This window comes from Streptomyces sp. NPDC102514 (assembly GCF_055584525.1).
The window spans coordinates 33,741-52,595 of record NZ_JBVJLW010000001.1; the positions used below are offsets into that span (position 1 = coordinate 33,741).

The 18,855-nt window shown below is 72.2% G+C and carries 16 protein-coding genes; 4 read left to right on the plus strand and 12 right to left on the minus strand.

Annotated elements, in window-relative coordinates:
* Window positions 1-181: 181 nt before the first annotated feature.
* Window positions 182-688, minus strand: a complete 507-nt coding sequence (locus ACZ60E_RS00185; protein WP_469436400.1) for a GNAT family N-acetyltransferase — start codon at window positions 686-688, stop codon at window positions 182-184.
* A gap of 33 nt (window positions 689-721) precedes the next feature.
* Complete coding sequence (locus tag ACZ60E_RS00190) at window positions 722-1,735, minus strand: zinc-binding alcohol dehydrogenase family protein (RefSeq protein ID WP_469438271.1); 1,014 nt, start codon at window positions 1,733-1,735, stop codon at window positions 722-724.
* A 304-nt stretch (window positions 1,736-2,039) separates the two neighbouring features.
* On the opposite strand from ACZ60E_RS00190, the gene ACZ60E_RS00195 reads away from it, so the two are divergent.
* From ACZ60E_RS00195 to ACZ60E_RS00210, 4 genes are all read left to right on the plus strand, one after another.
* Window positions 2,040-4,316 carry a tetratricopeptide repeat protein gene (locus ACZ60E_RS00195; protein WP_469436402.1) on the plus strand — a complete coding sequence of 759 codons (2,277 nt, stop codon included), beginning with the start codon at window positions 2,040-2,042 and terminating at the stop codon, window positions 4,314-4,316.
* A gap of 132 nt (window positions 4,317-4,448) precedes the next feature.
* Window positions 4,449-5,018 carry a hypothetical protein gene (locus ACZ60E_RS00200; RefSeq protein WP_469436404.1) on the plus strand — a complete coding sequence of 190 codons (570 nt, stop codon included), beginning with the start codon at window positions 4,449-4,451 and terminating at the stop codon, window positions 5,016-5,018.
* Window positions 5,019-5,238: 220 nt separating this feature from the next.
* The gene (locus ACZ60E_RS00205) at window positions 5,239-6,453 is read left to right on the plus strand and encodes a sensor histidine kinase (protein WP_469436406.1); all 1,215 of its coding nucleotides are present in this window, start codon (window positions 5,239-5,241) and stop codon (window positions 6,451-6,453) included.
* Entirely contained in the window at window positions 6,450-7,052 is a 603-nt protein-coding gene (locus ACZ60E_RS00210; RefSeq protein ID WP_384809874.1) for a response regulator transcription factor, read from the plus strand. Before ACZ60E_RS00205 ends, ACZ60E_RS00210 begins: the two co-directional genes overlap by 4 nt.
* 31 nt (window positions 7,053-7,083) lie before the next feature.
* Here ACZ60E_RS00210 and ACZ60E_RS00215 read toward each other — a convergent pair whose 3' ends face one another.
* The 10 genes from ACZ60E_RS00215 to ACZ60E_RS00260 all read right to left on the minus strand — a co-directional run bounded on the left by ACZ60E_RS00215 (window position 7,084) and on the right by ACZ60E_RS00260 (window position 18,503).
* Window positions 7,084-8,670, minus strand: coding sequence for an ABC transporter ATP-binding protein (locus ACZ60E_RS00215; RefSeq protein ID WP_469436409.1), 1,587 nt, complete (start codon window positions 8,668-8,670; stop codon window positions 7,084-7,086).
* On the minus strand, window positions 8,667-9,506 hold the full coding sequence (locus tag ACZ60E_RS00220; RefSeq protein WP_469436410.1) for an ABC transporter permease: 840 nt from the start codon (window positions 9,504-9,506) through the stop codon (window positions 8,667-8,669). The genes ACZ60E_RS00215 and ACZ60E_RS00220 overlap by 4 nt, the downstream gene beginning before the upstream one ends.
* A 14-nt stretch (window positions 9,507-9,520) precedes the next feature.
* Window positions 9,521-10,474: an ABC transporter permease gene (locus ACZ60E_RS00225; protein WP_469436413.1), complete on the minus strand. Its 954-nt coding sequence runs from the start codon at window positions 10,472-10,474 to the stop codon at window positions 9,521-9,523.
* Window positions 10,471-12,051, minus strand: a complete 1,581-nt coding sequence (locus ACZ60E_RS00230; RefSeq protein WP_469436416.1) for an ABC transporter substrate-binding protein — start codon at window positions 12,049-12,051, stop codon at window positions 10,471-10,473. Before ACZ60E_RS00230 ends, ACZ60E_RS00225 begins: the two co-directional genes overlap by 4 nt.
* A gap of 64 nt (window positions 12,052-12,115) precedes the next feature.
* Complete coding sequence (locus ACZ60E_RS00235) at window positions 12,116-12,901, minus strand: class I SAM-dependent DNA methyltransferase (protein WP_469436420.1); 786 nt, start codon at window positions 12,899-12,901, stop codon at window positions 12,116-12,118.
* A complete protein-coding gene (locus tag ACZ60E_RS00240) occupies window positions 12,898-14,136 on the minus strand; it encodes an MFS transporter (RefSeq protein WP_469436423.1) in 1,239 nt (412 codons plus the stop codon). Before ACZ60E_RS00240 ends, ACZ60E_RS00235 begins: the two co-directional genes overlap by 4 nt.
* Window positions 14,133-15,308, minus strand: a complete 1,176-nt coding sequence (locus ACZ60E_RS00245; protein WP_469436426.1) for a dipeptide epimerase — start codon at window positions 15,306-15,308, stop codon at window positions 14,133-14,135. The genes ACZ60E_RS00240 and ACZ60E_RS00245 overlap by 4 nt, the downstream gene beginning before the upstream one ends.
* Window positions 15,305-16,390 (minus strand): PLP-dependent cysteine synthase family protein, encoded by a 1,086-nt coding sequence (locus ACZ60E_RS00250; RefSeq protein ID WP_469436429.1) that lies wholly within the window; start codon window positions 16,388-16,390, stop codon window positions 15,305-15,307. Before ACZ60E_RS00250 ends, ACZ60E_RS00245 begins: the two co-directional genes overlap by 4 nt.
* Window positions 16,387-17,250 (minus strand): Rossmann-like domain-containing protein, encoded by an 864-nt coding sequence (locus ACZ60E_RS00255; protein WP_469436431.1) that lies wholly within the window; start codon window positions 17,248-17,250, stop codon window positions 16,387-16,389. Before ACZ60E_RS00255 ends, ACZ60E_RS00250 begins: the two co-directional genes overlap by 4 nt.
* Window positions 17,247-18,503 carry an ATP-grasp domain-containing protein gene (locus ACZ60E_RS00260; protein ID WP_469436433.1) on the minus strand — a complete coding sequence of 419 codons (1,257 nt, stop codon included), beginning with the start codon at window positions 18,501-18,503 and terminating at the stop codon, window positions 17,247-17,249. The genes ACZ60E_RS00255 and ACZ60E_RS00260 overlap by 4 nt, the downstream gene beginning before the upstream one ends.
* Window positions 18,504-18,855: the final 352 nt, after the last annotated feature.

Below are 18,855 nucleotides of genomic sequence, written 5' to 3' on the forward strand. Positions count from 1 at the left end.
TTCATGCGCTGGGCCGTGGCGCTGGGCTTTCGCGTAGTCCGCGTGGCGCTTCCGGCGACGGTTCCCGGCGTCGGCTGTTCCGTCGGGCCGCGGTTGGACTGCCGGGGCGACCGTCGGTGAGACCCGCGCGTCGGACGTGGCGGACCGGTCGGCCGGTACGAGCCCACGGTCATGCCCATGGTCATACCCAGGCCCGCGCCCGCGCCCGCCGCTCAGGCGTGCCCGTACCGCAACCAGGTGTACTCGACCGGCTGGCCCGTGTTCCAGGACGCGGCCGACTCCGCGTCGACCGGGTCGAAGCCCGCTCCGCGGTAGCAGCGCAGGGCGGGGGTGTTCTGCGGTGGACCCGCATGCAGATCTCCGAGAGTCCGGTCAGCCGTGCCTCCGCGAGCAGCCCACGGACCAGTCGACGGCCCAGGCCCCGCCCACGCACCCCGGGTGCCACGATGATCCGGGCCAGTTCGACCTCGTCCTCCTCGGTGTCGGGCCACAACTCCCCGTATGCGAGCGGGCGTTCGTCCTCCATGAGGGCGTAAGCCGTCACGTCGGGATCCCGCTGCCATGCCGAGACCGTCTGCCCTCGCACCGGGAACTCGCGCAGTCCGCACCACATCAGCGCCTCCGTCGGCGTGGTCGGCCAACTCGCCACCAGAGATGCGTGGTTGATGGTGAAGGGGCTGATACGCATCGGGGAACTCCGTCCTCGTGAGGAGAGCCGCGGTCAGTGCCAGGGCCCGCCGTCGTCGACCAGTACCGCCGCCCCGTCGAAGCGGCCCGCCTTGAGGTCCTTCAGCGCCTCCGGGGCCTGCGACATCGGATACGGATGCGTCGTGGCACGTACCCCATGGCGCTCCGCGAGGGCCAGGAAGTCGCGGGCGTCCGCACGGGTGTTGGACGTGACGCTGCGGATCTCCTTCTCGTAGAACAGCTCACGTTCGTAGTCGAGCGACGGCACATCACTGAGGTGGATGCCCGCGATCGAGAGGATGCCGCCCCGGTCCAGGGCGCGTAGCGCCACGGGCACCAGATCGCCGACCGGAGCGAAGAGGATCGCGCTGTCCAGCGGCTCCGGAGGCGCCTCGTACGCCCCCGCCGCCGACGCGGCACCCAGGTCGAGGGCCAGCCGCCGGGCAACCGGATCCCGCGTCAGCACATGCACGGTCGCACCCTGCGCGAGCGCCACCTGTGCGCAGAGGTGGGCGCTGCCCCCGAACCCGTACAGGCCCAGGCGCCCGCCGGGCGGCAGGGCGGCGCGGAGCAGTGCGCGGTGTCCGATGATGCCCGCGCACAGCAGCGGGGCCAGTGCGATGTCGTCGAGGTCGCCGGGCAGCGGGTGGGCGAAGGCGGCCGGCACGGTCGTGTACTGGGCGTAGCCGCCGTCGGTGTCCCAGGTGTAGCGGGAGTCCGGGCACAGGTTCTCCGCCCCGCGCAGGCAGTACGCGCAGGTGCCGTCGGTACGGCGCAGCCAGGCCACCCCGACCCGGTCGCCGACGCTGTGCCCGGTGACCTCCGCCCCCGTCCCCGCCACCCGCCCGACGACCTCGTGACCCGGCGTCACCCGCGCCCGGCGCACCGGCAGATCGCCCTCGGTGACGTGCAGATCCGTGCGGCACACACCGCAGGCGCCGACGCGGACGAGGAGTTCGTCGGGCCCCGGCACGGGGACCGGTTTCTCGACGAGCCGCAGCGGCCCGCTCTCCACCGGGCCGGGCTCGGCCACCTCCCAGGCGTACATCGTCCCCATGTCCGCGGTCCCGTCCCCAGTCATGTCCCCATTCTGCGAGCAGAGTCCGCGGGACGCCCCGGGCGTGACGTGAGTGTGGGCGCAGGCACCTCCTGACGAACCGCTTTCACCTGCAGAACCAGCCGTCGGACGGCCACGTCGTATTTCTGCGGGACAACGGAAAGGATCGTTGACGCGGCGGAAGCGCGGTGCCAACGTGCTCGCACCAGTCCTTCCGGCCGGTCGGGACCAGGGGTGGCGTCGCGCGGACGCCACCCGTTGCACGGCGCGTCGAGCGAACGGAGGGCTTGTCGCCATGTCAACAGCCAGTGGAGACCCGACAACGGGGACGGCCGACTTCTCGGCGACGCCCCTGGCCGACACCTCCTTCCCCGAGGAGTGGGAGAGCGGTCAGGAGAGCGTCCGGGGTGAGTACGCCACCGACGCGAGCACGACGGAACGCACCACGGCGGAAGGCACGGAACGCGGCACACAACGTGGGACGGAACGCGCGACGGAGCAGCGCCGGCCCGTCGGCGGCCCGGCCGCGCGCGCCGAGTCCGGCGCCGACCTCCCGGCCCAGCGCCCCACCCGTGGCCGCTACCGCGGCATCAGCGGCGGCTACGAACTGACCCTGCGCGTCGACGTCGACAGCGTCCCCGGCGGCCCGAAGGTCCTGCGGAAGGTCAGCGGCGACTTCTCCAGCACGGGCGGCGGTACGCAGGCGTACTTCGGCTCGTTCCTCGTGGACGCGCCCACCGTCTCCTGGACCCCGACGCAGGTCGTCATCAGGGGGATCGCCACCTACACCTGGCAGACCGCGTACACGCTCGTGCGGGTCACCGTCCCGCGCAGCAGGACGAACCAGCGGCCCGGCGCCGCGACCGTCGAATTCCTGCGCCCGCCCGACCAGTTGGGCGCCACCTACGTCTGCCCGTACATCTCGCCGCACTTCCGTACCGTCGAGTGGGAGCAGGACTCCGTCACCGGGGCCGTGCCCTTCCTCTCGTACGACACCGGATCGCTGCCGCAGCCCGCCAACAGCCCCGCCCGGATCCTCACCGTGCCGCGGGCCTACGCCGAGGCCGGTATCGAACTGCTGGTCTCCGGCACCGCGAACGTCATCGCGAACAGCCAGAACGGCTGGACCAACACCGAACTCCACGCCGCCATGGAGACCAACTTCAGTCTCTGGCGCAACGCCCCGCAATGGAAACTGTGGCTGCTGGTCGCCAGCAGCTACGAAGGCATGACCGGCGTGCGCGGCATCATGTTCGACGCCGCCGACTCCTTCCAGCGGCAGGGCTGCGCGGTCTTCTACGACCTGATCAAGGGCGCGGGCCCCGAAGAGCAACGCGCCATGCTGCGCACGTACGTCCATGAGATCGGCCACGCCTTCAACCTGCTGCACTCCTGGCAGAAGAACCTGGCCACGCCTCCGGCCCCGCTGGGCGGCAACAACGGCTTCGCGGACCTGTCGTGGATGAACTACCCGCAGAACTACCAGCCGTTGAACGGGAACGGCGGAGCGGCCGCCTACTGGGGCTCCTTCCCGTTCCAGTTCACCGACAACGAGCAGATGCATCTGCGGCACGGCTTCTACCGGGACGTCGTCATGGGGGCCAACGCGTTCGCCACCGGCGCCGCCGACATCGAACCGGCACTCTTCGACGAGCCCCTCACCGACGAGTCCGGCCTCCGCCTCGGCCTGCGCGCCGACAAGAGCGCGCTCTCGTTCGGTGAACCGGTCGTCGTGGAGCTGAAGTTGGAGACGACCGACCTGCGCGGCCGTGCCACGCACAACCACCTCCACCCCGACGACGAACTCGTCAGCATCGCCATCCGGCAGCCCTCAGGGCGTAGTGTGCTCTATCGGCCGCTGCTGCGCCGCTGCGTCGACCAGGACCAGACCGTGCGCCTGGACGCCGGTCGGCCCGCGATCTACAGCAGCGCCTACATCGGCTACGGCCGCGACGGGCACTACTTCCAGCAGCCGGGCACCTACCAGCTGCGGGCCGCCTACCTGGCCTCCGACGGGTCCCGGATCGTCTCGCCGGTGCTGCGGCTCGACGTACGGCACCCGGTCAGTCAGGCCGACCTCCGGCTCGCCGAGCTGATGATGGGTGAGGACCAGGGCAAGATCCTCGTCCTGCGCGGCTCCGACTCGCCGTCACTGCAGTCCGGCAACGACGCGCTCCAGGAGGTCATCGAGCGGCACGGTACCCATCCCTTCGCCGTGTATGCGCGCCTCGCCAAGGGCCTCAACTTCGAGCACGAGTTCAAGAGCCTGAGCCCGGACAAGACCGAGCTGACCGTACGGCCCCCGGATCCCAAGTCCGGGATCGAACAGCTCGCCCAGGTCGTGAAGGTCTCCCAGCAGGGCAAGGGCGTCGACAACCTGACACTCAACCTGGCCTCACGGCGCCTCGCCCGCGCCTACGCCCGCCAGGGCGACCTCGAAGAGGCCAACACCACGCTCGACCGGCTGGTCCGGCACTTCGACACACCCGCGTTCAAGCCGTACGTCAAGGACGCCGTACGCGACCAGGTCGACTCCACGAAGGCGCGGCTCACCGAGGAGTTCGGCGGCTGACCCAGGCCGCCCCGCGCCCGGAAGGGCGCTCACGGGACACCCCTCTGCCCGTGAGCGCCCTTTCCGCTCCCCGGAGCGGTACAACTACTGCACGAACGGGTTCACACACGGGCACGGGAAGGAGGTCGTCGCGTGATCGACCTCGTCCTGTACGGGCCGGGCGGCCCCCAGCCCCTCGGCCGCCCGGCCACCGTGCGGGTGGAGCTCCGCAACACCGGCGACCACGACCTGTGGATCGCGGGCGTGCTCGACGGCTCCGAGAACGGCCTGCGCTTCCCGCACTACCGGCCGACCGTCACGCGAGCCGGTGAAGGCGAAGGAGAAGGTGTCGGTGAGGGCGACGGCGGGGGCGCAGGTGCCGCCGAGTACGGCACCGTCGTGGCGTCCCCCGCACCGGCCGAGGACCCCCTCGTCGGCCCGCTGCGCCCGGCGGACCTGCGCAGACTGGCGCCGGGCGAGTCGTGGGACCCGACCTCGGGTCCCGGCTGCCTGCCCCTCATGGCCTTCGCGCACTTCATCCCCCGGCACCCCGGCCGCTACCGCTACACCCTCACACTCGACACCGACGCCGCCCGGCCGGAGGACTGGCTGGGCGGCTTCGGCGTGCCCGTCGGCACCGCGCGCAAGGACCTTCTGGCCCTCGTCGCACGCGTGCCCCGTATGAGGGTGGTGGCAGCCCCGGTGGAGGTGGACTTCCGCTGAGTGAGCGCCACCGCCAGGAGCATCGGCCGGCGGCGCTCGAAGAGCTCGACGGGTCGCCACCACGTCGATGCCTTGCCGGCTGCCGTGTCGCGACGGGCCCTGACGACACTCCGCCTGACGGCCCGGCGTCGGCGACAATGGCCGGATGCGGGACGGGGAGAACGCTCACGGTACGGGGCTGACCGGGCTCCGGCGTCATACGTGGGGGACCGTGCCGGGCATGGCCGTCGGCGTTCAGCTGCTCTTCGTGGGGGAGTGGGTCCTCGACGAGGACGTCTCCCGCTGGGCCCGGGGCCCGGCCGCCGTCGCGCTGGCGGTCGAGGTCGTGGCGAGCGCGGTGCTCCTCACCCGGCGGCTGGCCCTCCTGCCCAGGGCGGGTGCGAGCCCCGCGGCGCGACCGCCCGTGGGCTGGCTGATCACCGCGTGCGCCGCCGGGACCGTACTGGCCGTGTGCGCGCTCGCCGTGCGCAACTACGGGCTGTGGGCGGTGGCGCCCGCCACGGTGGTGGCGATCGTCGCGACCTACCTCGCACCGGGGGCCAGACGGCCGCTGATCATCGCTTCCGTGCTCTTCGCGCTTTTGCCCGGCGGTGTCGTCAGTCTGGCCACCGGCGACGGCGATCCGGCGCACGCCGCGCTCTTCCCGGCCGGGCTGGTCGCGTTCACCGTCTGGGTCGTGCTCGGTCCCCTGTGGGCCTGGGACACCGCACGGCGGCTCGACGAGGCGCGTCGGCTGGAGGCGGAACTGGCGGTGAAGGACGAGCGGCTCAGGTTCGCCGCCGACCTGCACGACATCCAGGGGCATCACCTCCAAGTCATCGCTCTCAAGAGCGAGTTGGCGGCCCGGCTCGTGGCCGCCGACCCGGAGCGCGCCGCCGCCGAGATGCGTGAGGTGCGGCAGCTGGCCGCCGACGCGCTGAGCGACACGCGGGCCGTCGTGCAGGGCTACCGGCGGACGACCCTGGACGACGAGATCACCAACGCGACCCGGGTGCTGGCCGCCGCGGGCATCGACGCGCGCACGAGCCTCGAACCCGCGACGGCCGCCGACGGACTCCCCGAGACGGCCCGCCACCTGCTCGGCCTGGTCATGCGGGAGGCCACCACCAACGTGCTCCGCCACAGCCGGGCCCGGCACGCGGAGGTCGACTACCGGGTCACCGGCGGCCTCGCCCGTCTGCGGGTGAGCAACGACGGCGCCGACGAACCCCTGGACACCGCCCGGCACACGGGCCAGGGCACCGGACTGCACTCGCTCGGCGAGCGACTGCGGGTGGCCGAAGGCAAGTTGACCTGGCAGCGCGACGGCGAACACTTCGCGGTCACCGCCCTGCTGCCGACGGGTCCGGCCACGGAGGCCGGCCCGGCCGGTCCCGGAACCACCGCGACCACCGCGGCCGACCCGGTCAATCCCGGGAAGGGAGCGGCGCGTTGATCCGCCTGCTGATCGCCGACGACGAGGACCTCCTCAGAAGCGCCCTGGTGGCCCTGCTCGGACTGGAACACGACCTCACCGTGGTCGCCGAGGCCGCCACCACCACCGACGCGGTGCGGCTGGCCCGGGAGCACCGCCCCGACATCGCCGTCCTCGACCTGGAGATGCCGCCCACCGACGGACTGCGGGCCGCCGAGGAGATCAGGGCCGCACTGCCCACCCAGATCGTCCTGGTCACCCGGCACGCCCGCCCCGCCGTACTGCGCCGCGCCCTGACCGCAGGGGTCCGCGGATTCGTCCCCAAGACCACCTCGGCGGCCGTCCTCGCCGGGATCATCCGCGACATCGCGGCGGGCCGCCGATACGTCGATCCGGACATCGCCGCCTCCGCGCTGACCGAGGACGACTGCCCCCTCACCGACCGCGAACTGGAGGTCCTGCGCGCCGCCCGCACCGGCGCCTCGGTCGTCGAGATCGCCGCCGCGGTCCATCTGGCCCCCGGCACGGTCCGCAACTACCTCTCCGCCGCCATGTCCAAGCTGGGCACACCGACCCGGCACGCCGCCGCCCACCACGCCTGGCAGCAGGGCTGGATCTGAACGAGGCCGGTCGCCCGGCCCGGCACCACGCTCAGACCTGCCCCGCCGACCGCACCGACGACTTCACCGCCGGCTCCGCCGACGACTCGACCAGCGACACGGTGAACGGATGCGCGGGCGCCGTGAGGACGTCCCGCGCCGGTCCCTGCTCGACCACGTCTCCGCCGTCCAGCACCGCGATCCTCGTGGCGAGCCGGGCCGTGTCGAGGTCATGGGTGATGAGGACGAGGGAGAGGTCGTCGCGGTCGCGGAGCAGCCCGGCGAGCAGGTCGAGGAGGCCCCGGCGGGTGACCGTGTCGAGCCCGGAGGTGATCTCGTCGCACACCAGGACCCGGGGCCGTGCGAGCAGCGCCCTGGCGAGCGCGGCCCGCTGAAGCTCGCCCCCGGACAGCCGGGCGGGCAGGCGGGCCGCCAACTCATCGCTCAGACCGAGGCTGTCGAGAGTCGCCGACGCTTCGGTCCGCGCCTCCGCGGCAGCCACACCCCGCAGTCTCACCGCTGTCCGGGCCACCTGGTCCAGGACCGGCCGGTGTTCGTCGAAGGAGGCGCGCGCGTCCTGGAAGACGTACTGCACCGCCGCCAGCCGGTCCCGCCCCCGGTCCCGCAGACTGCGCGGGAGCGCGACCCCGTCGAGCAGCACCTCTCCCTCGTACGTGCGATGGAGTCCGGCAAGACAGCGGGCGAGGGTCGTCTTGCCGCTGCCCGAACGGCCGAGCACGGCGAGGCATTCGCCGGGGTGCACGGCGAGTTCCGGGACGCGCAGGACCTCGACTCCGGGCCGGTGGCGGGCCCGGAGGCCCTGGACCCGCAGGACGGCCTCCGGGCGTGGGCCATGCCGGGTGGCCTCTGTCAACGGCTCTCGGACGGACAGGAGTTGTCGTGTCCAGGGATGGGTGGGAGTCAGCCACACCTGTTCCGTCGGGCCCGACTCCACGACCCTGCCGTCCCGCATCACCAGCACCTCGTCGGCGAGCGCGCGTACCGTCTCCAGGTCGTGGCTGAGCAGGACCACCCCGATCCCGCGCGCGGCGACCGCCGCCAGTTCGTCCACGACCCGGCGTCTGGTGAGCGTGTCCTGGCCGGTGGTGGGCTCGTCCGCCACGACGACCCGGGCGCCGAGCAGCAACGCCTGGGCGAGTACGAGCCGCTGCTGCTGACCGCCCGAGAGCTGATGCGGGAAGCGCCGCAACAAGGCTTCACCGTCGGCCAGTTGGGCCGATTTCAGGGCATCGAGGACTCGTTTCCGTGCCGCCGCGCGCCGCTCACGACGAGGCAACTCGCGCACCTGAGCCCGCGCGATGTCGTGCAGCAGCGCCCCCACCCGCCGCGCGGGATTGAGCACCGTCGCCGGATGCTGCGGGACGTGACCGACCAACGCCTCCGCCACCCGTACGGAACCCTCGACGCGCGCTCCCTGCGGGAACTCGCCCAGCAGCGCCCGACCCGTGGTCGTCTTCCCGCTGCCGGAGGCCCCGACCAGCGCGATCACCTTCCCCGGCAGCACCCGCAGGCTCACACCGTCGACGATGCGCCTGCCACCGACCTGCACGGTCAGCCCCTCGATCTCGGCCACCACCAAGGGCTCGCTCGGCCCTCCCGAACCGCTCGGCCCGTTCATGAACGCGGCCCCTTCCTGAGTGCCGAGTCCCGGGGCGCCGCGCCCCTGAGTGCCGCGTCGCAGAGCAGATTGCAGCCCATGGTCAGGGCCACGATCAGCAGTGCCGGGACGACCACGGCCCAGGGCTGCACGAACAGCCCCGTACGGTTGCGGTCCACCATCACCGCCCAGTCGGCCGCGTCCGGTGCCACCCCGATGCCCAGGAACGCGGCCGTGGCCACCAGATACAGGACACCCGTCAGCCGTACCCCCGCGTCGGCGGCGAGCGGGCGCAGGATCGACCGGCCGACATGACCCACGGCGATACGCCACCACGACTCGCCCTGCATCCGCAGCGCCTCCACCGCCGGCCGTGAGGCCACGTCGGCCGCGGCGGTCCGGACGATACGCGCGGCGTCCGGGATGTTCACGAGCGCCACCAGCAGCGCGAGCCCGGTGGCCCCGGGCGAGAACACGGACGCCACCAGCAGGATCATCAGCAGGGACGGTACGGCGAGCAGCACGTCCAACGGCCGCATCAGTGTCTCCTCCAGCCAGGTTCGGTGGGTCAGCGCGCTGATCAGCCCGAGCGGCAGCGCCACCAGATACGCCAGCGCCGTCGCCGTGAGCGCGACGACCACCACGGGCCGGCCGCCGAGCAGCACCTGCCGCCACACGTCACGCCCCACGAAGTCGGTGCCCAGCCAGTGCCCGTCGCCGAGCGTGAACGAGGCGGCCCGTGGCCCGGGACCGCCCACGGTCAGCGGCCCGAGCAGAGCGAGCGCGAGCGGCACACCCACCAGGACGGCCCCGAGCACGAAGCGCCCGAACGGCAGCTTGCTCCTGAGTACTTGCACGCGGCCAAGTGTTCTCACGCGGCCACCTCCGCCCTCGGCGCGAACCGGTGGGCGGCCAGATCGGCCCCCAGGTTCAGCACCACCGTGATCACCCCGAAGACCACCGCGAGCCCCTGCACCACGGGCACATCCCGCTCGGCCACGGCGTTCATCAGCACGGTTCCCAGGCCGGGGATCACGAACAGGGCCTCCACGACGATCACCCCGCACAGCAACCAGTCGACGGTGCGGGCGAGTTGCTGAGCGGCCGGTGCGACCGCGTTCGGCAGGGCGTGCGCGTACCGGACCCGGGCGCCCGGAATCCCGTACCGCCGGGCATGCGCGACGTACGGCGAGGCGAGCGCGTCGATCATTCCGGCGCGTACCAGCCGGGACAATGAGCACACCGGACGGGAGAGGAGGACGAGCACCGGCAGGACCAGGGCGGCCGGATGCGCGAGCAGGTCCGTGCCGTAGCCGACCGCCGTCGGCGGCAGCCAGTCGAGCCGCAGCGCGAACACCGTCACGAGCAGCACCCCGAACGCGAACTCCGGCACCGCGTACACCCCCAGCGTCACCGCACTGACCAGCCGGTCCACGAACCGACCCTCGAACCGTGCGGCCAGCACCCCGAGCCCCACCCCGACCGGCACCAGCAGCACCACGGTCAGCGCGGCGAGCAGCAGCGTCGGCCCGAAGGCACCGGAGAGGTACGAGGTGACGGGCCGCCCGGAGGCCAGGGAGGTGCCGAAGTCGGCGTGCAGGAGCCCGGCCGCCCAGTCGGCGAGCCGTTCGTACGCGGGCCGGTCCAGGTCCATCGCCTCGCGGATGGCGGTGATCCGCGCCGGGTCGGGCTGGTCCCCGGCGAGGGCCACCGCCGCGTCGCCCGGCAGCGCCTCGGTGAGCGCGAAGACCAGCAGCACCACGGCGACGGTCTGCACGCCGCCGAGCAGCAGCCGCCGGGCGGCCCAGGAACCGAGTCCGCTCACGCCAGCCAGACCTTGTCGAACCGCGCCCAGTCGAGCGTGTTGGCGGGCGCCTTGCGGTCAACTCCCTTGACCGTGCGCGCTGTTCCGATGATCCAGTCGGCGAACCCCCACACCAGGAAGCCGCCCTCGGCGTACAGCCTGCGCTGCATCCGGCCGAACACGGCGGCGCGCTCCTTGGCGTCCTTCGTGGCCTGCGCCTGCTGGTAGAGCGCGTCGAAGTCCTTGTGGTGCCACTTGGTGGCGTTGGTGGTGGAGTCGGTGAGGAGCCGCTGCGAGATGTGCGCCTCGATGGGCATGGCTCCGGAGCGGTAGCAGCACAGGGTGCCGGAGTCGAGGATGTCGGCCCAGTACGAGTCCTTGCTGCCCATCTTGACCTCGACGGTGACGCCGGCCTTCGCGGCCTGGTCGCGGAAGATGCTGGCCGCCTCGGTGAACCCGGCCGCGACCGCCGACGTGTCCAGGGTGACCTTCAGTTTCTCGGCGCCCGCCTGCTTCAGGAGGGAGCGGGCCCGGTCGAGGTCCTGCTCGCGCTGGGGCAGTCCGTCGGCGTAGTACTCGTACCCCTTGCCGAAGAGGTCGTTGCCGACCACGCCCGCCCCGGACAGTGCCCCGTCGATGAGTTCCTGGCGGTCGGCGATGAGGAAGAACGCCTCGCGGACCCGTCTGTCGTCGAAGGGTGCCCGGTCGGTCTTCATGGCGAAGGCCTGCATGGCGCTGTTCCGCAGCCGCACGATCTCGATCCGGCCCTTGCCCTCGTGGGCGCGGGCGGTCGTCGGGTTCAACTCATGGGCGTACTCGACCTGCCCGCCGAGCAGGGCGTTGACCCGCGCGGACTCCTCGTTGGCGACGACGAACTCCACCTCGTCGAGGTGCGGGGCGCCGTCCCAGTGGTCGTCGTTGCGCCGGAAGACCGCCGAGCGGCCGGGCGCGAACGACACGAAGCGGAACGGTCCCGAGCCGACCGGCTTCTTGTCGAAGTCGGCCGCCGAGGACCCGTCGGGCACGATGTACGCGCCGAACGCGGCCAGCACATTGGGGAATTCGGCGGTCGGCCGCTTGAGTACGAACTCCACGGTCCGTTCGTCGACGGCCCGGCTCGCTTTGAGATCGATGGGTTCGAGGGACGCCTTGGCGCGGAACGCCTTCTCGGGGTCGGCGATCCGGCGGTAGCTGAACAGGACGTCCTCGGCGGTGAGGGGCTTCCCGTCGTGGAAGTCGGCCTTGCGCAGAGTGACCTTCCAGCGGTCGAGCCCCGCGTTCGGCTCCCAGCCGGACGCCAGGCGCGGCTGGGCGGAGAGGTCGTCGCCGTAGTCGGCCAGCTTGTCGAAGAGTGCCTTGGCGCGGGCCACGTCGGCGAAGAGGTTGGCCAGATGCGGATCGAGCGTCTCGCTCGCACCGCCGCCCGCGAAGGCGGCCCGCAGCCGTCCGCCGTGCCGGGGCTTCCCGTCGCCTGCACCGCCTCCGCCGCTCTGGTCGCCGGAGTCGTCCGAGCCGCCACAGCCGACGAGCGCGAGGGCGCCGAGACCGGAGGCCGCCGTGAGAAAGCCTCTGCGACGGAGGCCGGGGTAGTCCTGCATGGGGAAGTCCTTGCTGTATGAGGTACGTGAAGTGCGTGAGGTGCGTGAGGTGTGTGCGGCGCGGTCAGCCGGCCAGGCGTGCCACCACATGCAGCCGGTCGGCGTCGGCCGCCGAGCCGGGCAAGTCGCCCTGCTGCCAGAGCGGTTCGGTACGGGGCCCCGGGCCGTCGTGCAGCTCCAGCACGGTGAAGCCGTGCGCGGTCAGGAAGTGGCGCAGTTCCTGCGGGAGGAGCAGCCGCCAGGCCGAGCGCTGTTCGACGGGGGCCGAGCCGTCGCCGGTGGTCCAGACGCGGGTACGGCGCAGGAGTTGCGCGGTGCGGTCGATGCGCAGGGTGGTCGTCGAGCGGTAGGAAACGCCCTGCCAGGTCAGGGAGTTGACTCTGGGCGTGTCCAGCAGGTCGTTGCGGCCGAGGAAGTACGCGCCGTTGCGCATCTCCGCGACGAGGAGCCCGCCGGGGGCCAGACTCCGGCGGCAGGAGGCGAGGAAGCCGTCGAGGTCGTCGTTGGTGTGGCAGTACAGCAGCGCGCTGTCCAGGCACACCGCCGCGTCGAACACCTCGGGCCCGAGGGAGAAGTCCCGTAGATCGGCGTGTACGTACCGCGGGCCGGGGTGCCGGTCGCGGGCGTACGCCAGCATCGCCTCGGAGAGATCGGCACCGACAACAGACCTTCCCACGCTGTGCAGTTGGGCCGCGTCCCGTCCGGTGCCGCATCCCAGGTCCAGGACTCTCGGCCCGGCCTCGTACCGGCGCAGACAGTCCTCCGCCCATCGCCCGGCCAGCCGTTCGGGATCGGGGAACCTGGCCTCGTACAGCTCCGGGTTGTCGGTCAGCAGGTTGCCGCTCGTCATACCGTCGCCTCCACGGCAGAGGCGGGACGCACGGGCAGGGCCCCGAGGCGGCGCAGCCAGGTGAATCCGGCCGCCGACGCCAGCCCGAACACCAGACAGCAGGCCCACGGCAGCCAGGCCGCGTCCTGCCGGTCACCGGCGTCCATGGCCCAGCCCACGGCCGTGTTGCCGACGGCCGCGGCGATCCCCGACACCATGTAGAAGATGCCGAAGTACGTGCCGGTCAGCTCCGGCCGCCCGAAACCGGGGATCAGCTCCATCACGAAGGGCTGCGCGACCATGACACCCACATAGAGAAGCAGGACGCCCACGAGCACGGGAACGGCGTGCCACAGCTCGGGGGAGCCGGCTCCCGACACCAGCATCGGCGGCAGGAAGGCCAGTCCCATCAGGGCGAGTCCGGCGCCGATCGCCCGTCTGCCGTACGGCTTCAGCGCCCGGGTGAGCCGCAGTTGCAGGGTGAGATTGGCGAGCGTGCCCACGAGGAAGACCAGTCCGGCCGCGCCGTCCCAGCCCGTGGCCCGGCGGGCCCCGTCGGGCAGCAGCAGATACAGCTGGTTCTCCAGGGTGAACATGCCGACCATGGCCAGCGAGAAGGCGAGGAAGGCGCGGTTGCCGACCACCTCGCGCCAGTCCTCGAGCACACCGACGGCACTGGGCGGCACCGGCCGCGCGGGCAGCACCAGTGCCTGCGCCACCGTGAGTACCGCGAAGATCCCGGCGGCGGTGAGCGCGGACGCCCGGAAGTCGACCAGCAGCAGCACACTGCCGAGCAGCGGTCCGACGAGCGCCCCGGTGGTCGCGAACACGTTGAACAGCGCGAATGCCTCGGCCTTGCGCTCGCCCGCCTCCTGCGCGAGATAGGTCCGCACGGCCGGGTTGAACAGCGCCCCGGCGAGCCCGCTCAGCACGGACGCGGCCAGCAGCACCGCGAGCCCGTCGCCGAGCGCGAACAGCGCGAAGCCCGCGGTACGCACCCCGCAGCCGGCGATGATCACCCCGCGTGCCCCGAGCCGGTCCGCGGCCGAACCACCGATCAGGAACAGCCCCTGCTGGCTGAGGTTGCGCACTCCGAGCACGATCCCGACGACGGCCGCCGACATGCCCAGGTCCTCGCCCAGATGCGTGGCCAGATAGGGGATGAGCAGGTAGAAGCCGGTGTTGACACCGAACTGGTTGACGAGGAGGAGCCGGATGGCGGGCGAGAAGCCGCGTATCTCGTACAGCGTCTTCACGGCCGACCGCCTGTCCCACGCGCCTCGTCCGCCGCCCGCTCCCGCACGCCTGCCGCGGCCACGCCTCTTCCGTCCGCGTCCCTCTCGTCCAGGTCTCTGTGGGGAGCGTTCCTCTCCCGTACGCCGAGTCCGGGCAGCTCGCTGGCCCGTACGACGCCGTCGGCGCCGCCGATCCCGGTCCACGGGTCGTCGGCGAGCAGCAGATGCCCGTCGAGGTCGGCCCAGCGGGCACGGTCTGCGAGGTGCACGGCGGGTGCCAGGCCGAGCGTGCTGGCGGTGAGACAGCCGAGCATCAGCTCGGTGCCGCTCCCGGCGATCAGCTCGGCCATGCGCAGCGCGGCCCGGGGGCCACCGCATTTGGCGAGCTTGACGTTCACCCCGTGCACCCGGCCCGCCAGACGGCGTACGTCTTCGAGTCCGACGGCGTCCTCGTCGGCGATCAGGGGCAGCGGTGAACGCTCGGCGAGCCGCGCCAGCGCTTCGGGATCACCGGGAGCGATGGGTTGCTCGACGGCCTCGACGCCCAACTCGGCGTACCGGGGCAGGAGATGGCGGGACTGCTCGGCGGTCCAGGCCCCGTTGGGGTCGAGCAGGAGCCGGGCGCCGGGCGCGGCGGACCGTACGGCGCGTACGCGGTCGAGGTCGTCCTCGGGGTCCGGGGCGCCGGCCTTCACCTTGAGGAGGGCGAATCCGGCGGCGGCGAGCGTGCGCGCCTGCGCGGCGGCGTGCGCGGGCGGGACGATGCCGATGGTGCGGGCGGTGGGCGCGGTGGGGGCGCTCGGAGTGTTCCGAGCGCTTTCGGCTCCGAGCAGCCGGAACACGGGGGTGCCCGACCGCTTGCCGCACAGGTCGAGAAGCGCGGCCTCCACGGCGGCGGTGACCGCGGGCGGCCGGTCGTCCGGCTGCCCACCGTGTTCCGAACGCGCCGACCACGCGCGCAACGCACTCTCCGGGTCGGGGAAGCGGCCCAGGTCGCGGCCGGACACGTACAAGCGCTGTTGCAGTGTGTCGGTGTCGAGGCCGTAGTAGACGCTGGTGACGGCCTCGCCGTGGCCGTGCAGGCCGTCGTGCTCGATGGTGAGCCAGACGGCGTCGCGGGCGGTCGTCACGGAACGGGATATGCGCAGCGGCTCGGCGAGCGTGAGCCGTACGGTGCGCAGGGTGGCCTTCACGGGCTCCCTTCCAGGGTGGTGAGCAGCGGGTCGGTCACCGTGGTGCAGCGGACCCAGCCGGTGGCCTCGACGGCGCGTGCGTGCGGGATCTCGACGGGGCGGGTGGCCGCGGCAGCGGGGTCGAGGCCGTGGGCCGCCGCGAAGTCGTCGTCGTAGACCGAACCGAGATAGCGGTGCGGGCCGTCGGGGAAGACGGTGGCGACCACGGCGCCGGGATGGACCCGGGCCGCCCACGCGGAGACCAGTGCGACCGCTCCGGTGCTCCAGCCGCCGCTGACGAAACTGCCGCGGGCGAGCCGTCGGCAGGCGTCCGCGGCCTCGGCCGGGCCCACCCAGTGCACCTCGTCGAAGGCCTCGTAGGCCACGTTGCGCGGATGGATGCTGCTGCCCAGGCCGCGCATCAGCCGCGGTCTGGCGGGCTGGCCGAAGATGGTGGAGCCGGTGGCGTCCACGCCGATCAGCCGCAGCCCAGGCCAGTGCCTGCGCAGCGGCCCCGCGATCCCGGCACTGTGACCGCCCGTGCCGACACTGCACACCAGGACATCCACATGGTCGAGCTGGGAGGCGAGTTCGGCGGCGAGCGAGGCGTAGCCGGCGATGTTGTCGGGGTTGTTGTACTGATCGGGCCAGTACGCGTCCGGCAGCGTCCCGAGCAGCTCGCGCAGCCGTGCCAGCCGGGCCGCCTGCCAGCCGCCCACCCCGGCGGGGCGGTCGACGAGTTCGAGACGGGCGCCGTACGCGCGCAGCAACTGCCGCATGGACGGTTCGAGTTCGGTGTCGCCGACGAGCACGATGGGGTGCCCCAGGGCCTGCCCGGCGAAGGCGAGCCCGATGCCGAGCGTCCCGGAGGTGGACTCCACCACCGGCGCGCCGGGGCGCAGTTCACCCCGCTCACGTGCCCCGAGCAGCATGGACACCGCCGCACGGGCCTTCATGCCACCTGCGGCGAGACCCTCCAGCTTGGCCCAGAACCCGGGCTGCGGACAGGGCAGATCGGTGGTCACCCTGGCCAGCGGTGTGCGGCCGAGCAGGGCGAGCAGATCGGGGTTGGCGGCGAGGGGACGCAGCGCGGCCGTGGTCACAGCGCGCCCTCCGCACTGCGGTAGCGGTGGATGACACCGGGACCGCCGTCCAGCCAGAAGAAGGGGTACGGCTCCGCGCACACCGCGCTCACCCCGGCACCGAGGAACCACGGCAGTACGGCACTGCCGGTCTGCGCGAACATCACCAACTGCTGGCCGCTGCCCAGGACATGGGTTCGCAGCGGCTCGAAGGACCCGTTGCCGAGGGTCATGCCGGAGGCCAGCACCGCGTCACAGCTGCCGAGTTCGGCGTGCAGGTCGGTGGCGGCCGGCTCGCCCCACTCCGTCGTACCGCCCTTGAGGTCACACGGTATGTACGAGACGCCGCGCGAACGAAGCGCCTCCAACAGAGAGTTGACGACGCCGACGACGAGCACGGTCTGTCTGGGCCCGACGTCCAGCAGTTCGACGACGGCCCGTGCCCGCGCCCGGGACTTCTCCAGGGAACTCCCGGCGGGCAGGGGACAGGGGAGTGCCCCGTACTCCGGGGCGTGGGGGCGCACATGCATCAGATAGGCGTCCATCGCCGCCACGCGGACCGACGGGAGCGGATGCTCCAGCAGCCGTGCGATGTCGGCTCCGGCGCAGTCCTCCACCGCGCCGTGCGGCAGTGCTCCGGGCTCGACCGCGCAGGAGCCGACCGCCCGGCCGAGACGCAGACTGAGCACCTCGTTGCGATAGCCGCCGCGGCGCCCGTTGTGCCGTACGGCCTGGCTGGTGGTGAACGCCACGGCGACACGCAGGTCTTGGGGGTCCGGACCCAGCTCACCGGCGAGAACCCGCCGCACGAGATCGTCGTACGAGACGGGTGCGGGTGTGGATGTGGGTGTTGATGCAGGTGTTGATGCAGGTGTCCTCATCGGGTGGCCACCCGCGGTCGCAGCTCGGACAGCAGTGACTCGACCCGGGCCCGCGCTCCGAGCCCTTCGGCGTCGCCCGCCATCACATGGCCGAGGTATTCGTTGTTGCTGCCCGCGGTCCTCACCGTCCGCCCCGGCTCGGCGAGCTGAACCTCCAACACGCCCTCTGCCGAACGCACTTGCTCGGCCCCGGCGATCGCCTCCAGCGTCCCCTCGGTGTCCGGTACGAGGAAGCCCACGGCCGCGCTGCGCAGCCCGGTGGCACGGGGCCGCAGGTCGGGGGTGCGGTCGAGAGCCACGTCGACGCAGGCGGCGGCCAGATCGAGGCCGGTGACATGACGGATCAGTTCGGTGATGCGGTTGCCGGCCGGGCGCGGGTTGACCTCGACGACGCGGGGCCCGGCAGCGGTCAGCCTGATCTCGGTGTGGGCCACGACGGAGTCCAGCCCGAGCGCCTTGATCGCCTGGACGGCGGTGTCCTGAGCGGCTTCGGCATCGGCCGGGGCGAGGGCGGCGGGGAACATGTGCCCGGTCTCGATGAAGGCGGGCGCCCCGCCCAGGCTCTTGTCGGTCACCCCCACCACATGGGTCGAACCGGCGAACGACACGGTCTCCACGCTGACTTCGGGCCCGTCGAGGAGTTCTTCGAGGAGCAGGACGGGTGCTCGCAGCTGACCGCGGGCGTTCAACGGGAAGTCCGCGATCGCCCGGCAGGCCTCGGTCAGCTCGCGCTCGTCGTCCACGCGCCGTACGAACATGCCCGCGCAGAGGTCGACGGGCTTGACCACCAGCGGAAAGCCCAGCTCCCGGGCGGCCTGCTCGGCGGCGGCCCGGTCGGCACAGACGGCGAACCGGGGCCCGGGGACACCTGCCTCGGCGAGGAAGCGACGGGTGGTGTCCTTGCGGCACGCGTTCTCCACGGCTTCGGGCGTCGGCCCGGGAAGTCCCAGCCGTGCGGCGATCCGCGCCACGGTGGGCAGGTAGTAGTCGCAGGAGGTGACCACTCCGTCGAAGCCGAGGGCCTCGTGCAGCCGCTCCACGTGCGGGAGCAGGGTGTCGATGTCGTTCGTCTCGGCGGTCGTGACGTTGCGGGCCGCGAGCAGGGGATGGGCCGTGCCCTCCGGGGCGGAGCGCAGATAGTGGTGCAGGTCCCGGGTGAGGAAGGTGAACTCGTGCCCACCCTCCCGGATCGCCCGTGGCAGCAGTCTGCTCATCGACCCGACCCAGCTTTCGACCACCAACAGATGAGCCACAACTCCCCTTTCGCGCACTCCGGTTGAGCTTCAGGGCACGCCGAGGGCGCCCCATGTCGGGGTGCGGACGACGTGACCGACGCACACGCTATCGACAATCATTTTCATTGTCATCCAGTGGGCCGGACTTTGTTGCCGCCCCGGCAAAAACCACTTGGCCGCGCGAGGTCCGCCGATCTAGCCTCGGCCGGTCCGAGCGAGTGACGGTTCCTGGCGAGTGAGGTGCTGGAGATGACGGTGCGGAAGAACGCGGCAGCGTACGGCGGGCTGGGAACTCCAGCCCCCGTGACCTTCCCGACCCCCTCGACCCCCTCTGCCCCGTCGACTTTCTCGACCTCCTCGGACCGAAGGA

Coding starts and splice junctions, on each gene's coding strand:
- ACZ60E_RS00185 (WP_469436400.1), bottom strand. CDS start 688: ATGCGTATCAGCCCCTTCACCATCAACCACGCATCTCTGGTGGCGAGT.
- ACZ60E_RS00190 (WP_469438271.1), bottom strand. CDS start 1,735: ATGTACGCCTGGGAGGTGGCCGAGCCCGGCCCGGTGGAGAGCGGGCCG.
- ACZ60E_RS00195 (WP_469436402.1), top strand. CDS start 2,040: ATGTCAACAGCCAGTGGAGACCCGACAACGGGGACGGCCGACTTCTCG.
- ACZ60E_RS00205 (WP_469436406.1), top strand. CDS start 5,239: ATGGCCGTCGGCGTTCAGCTGCTCTTCGTGGGGGAGTGGGTCCTCGAC.
- ACZ60E_RS00215 (WP_469436409.1), bottom strand. CDS start 8,670: ATGAACGGGCCGAGCGGTTCGGGAGGGCCGAGCGAGCCCTTGGTGGTG.
- ACZ60E_RS00230 (WP_469436416.1), bottom strand. CDS start 12,051: ATGCAGGACTACCCCGGCCTCCGTCGCAGAGGCTTTCTCACGGCGGCC.
- ACZ60E_RS00235 (WP_469436420.1), bottom strand. CDS start 12,901: ATGACGAGCGGCAACCTGCTGACCGACAACCCGGAGCTGTACGAGGCC.
- ACZ60E_RS00255 (WP_469436431.1), bottom strand. CDS start 17,250: ATGAGGACACCTGCATCAACACCTGCATCAACACCCACATCCACACCC.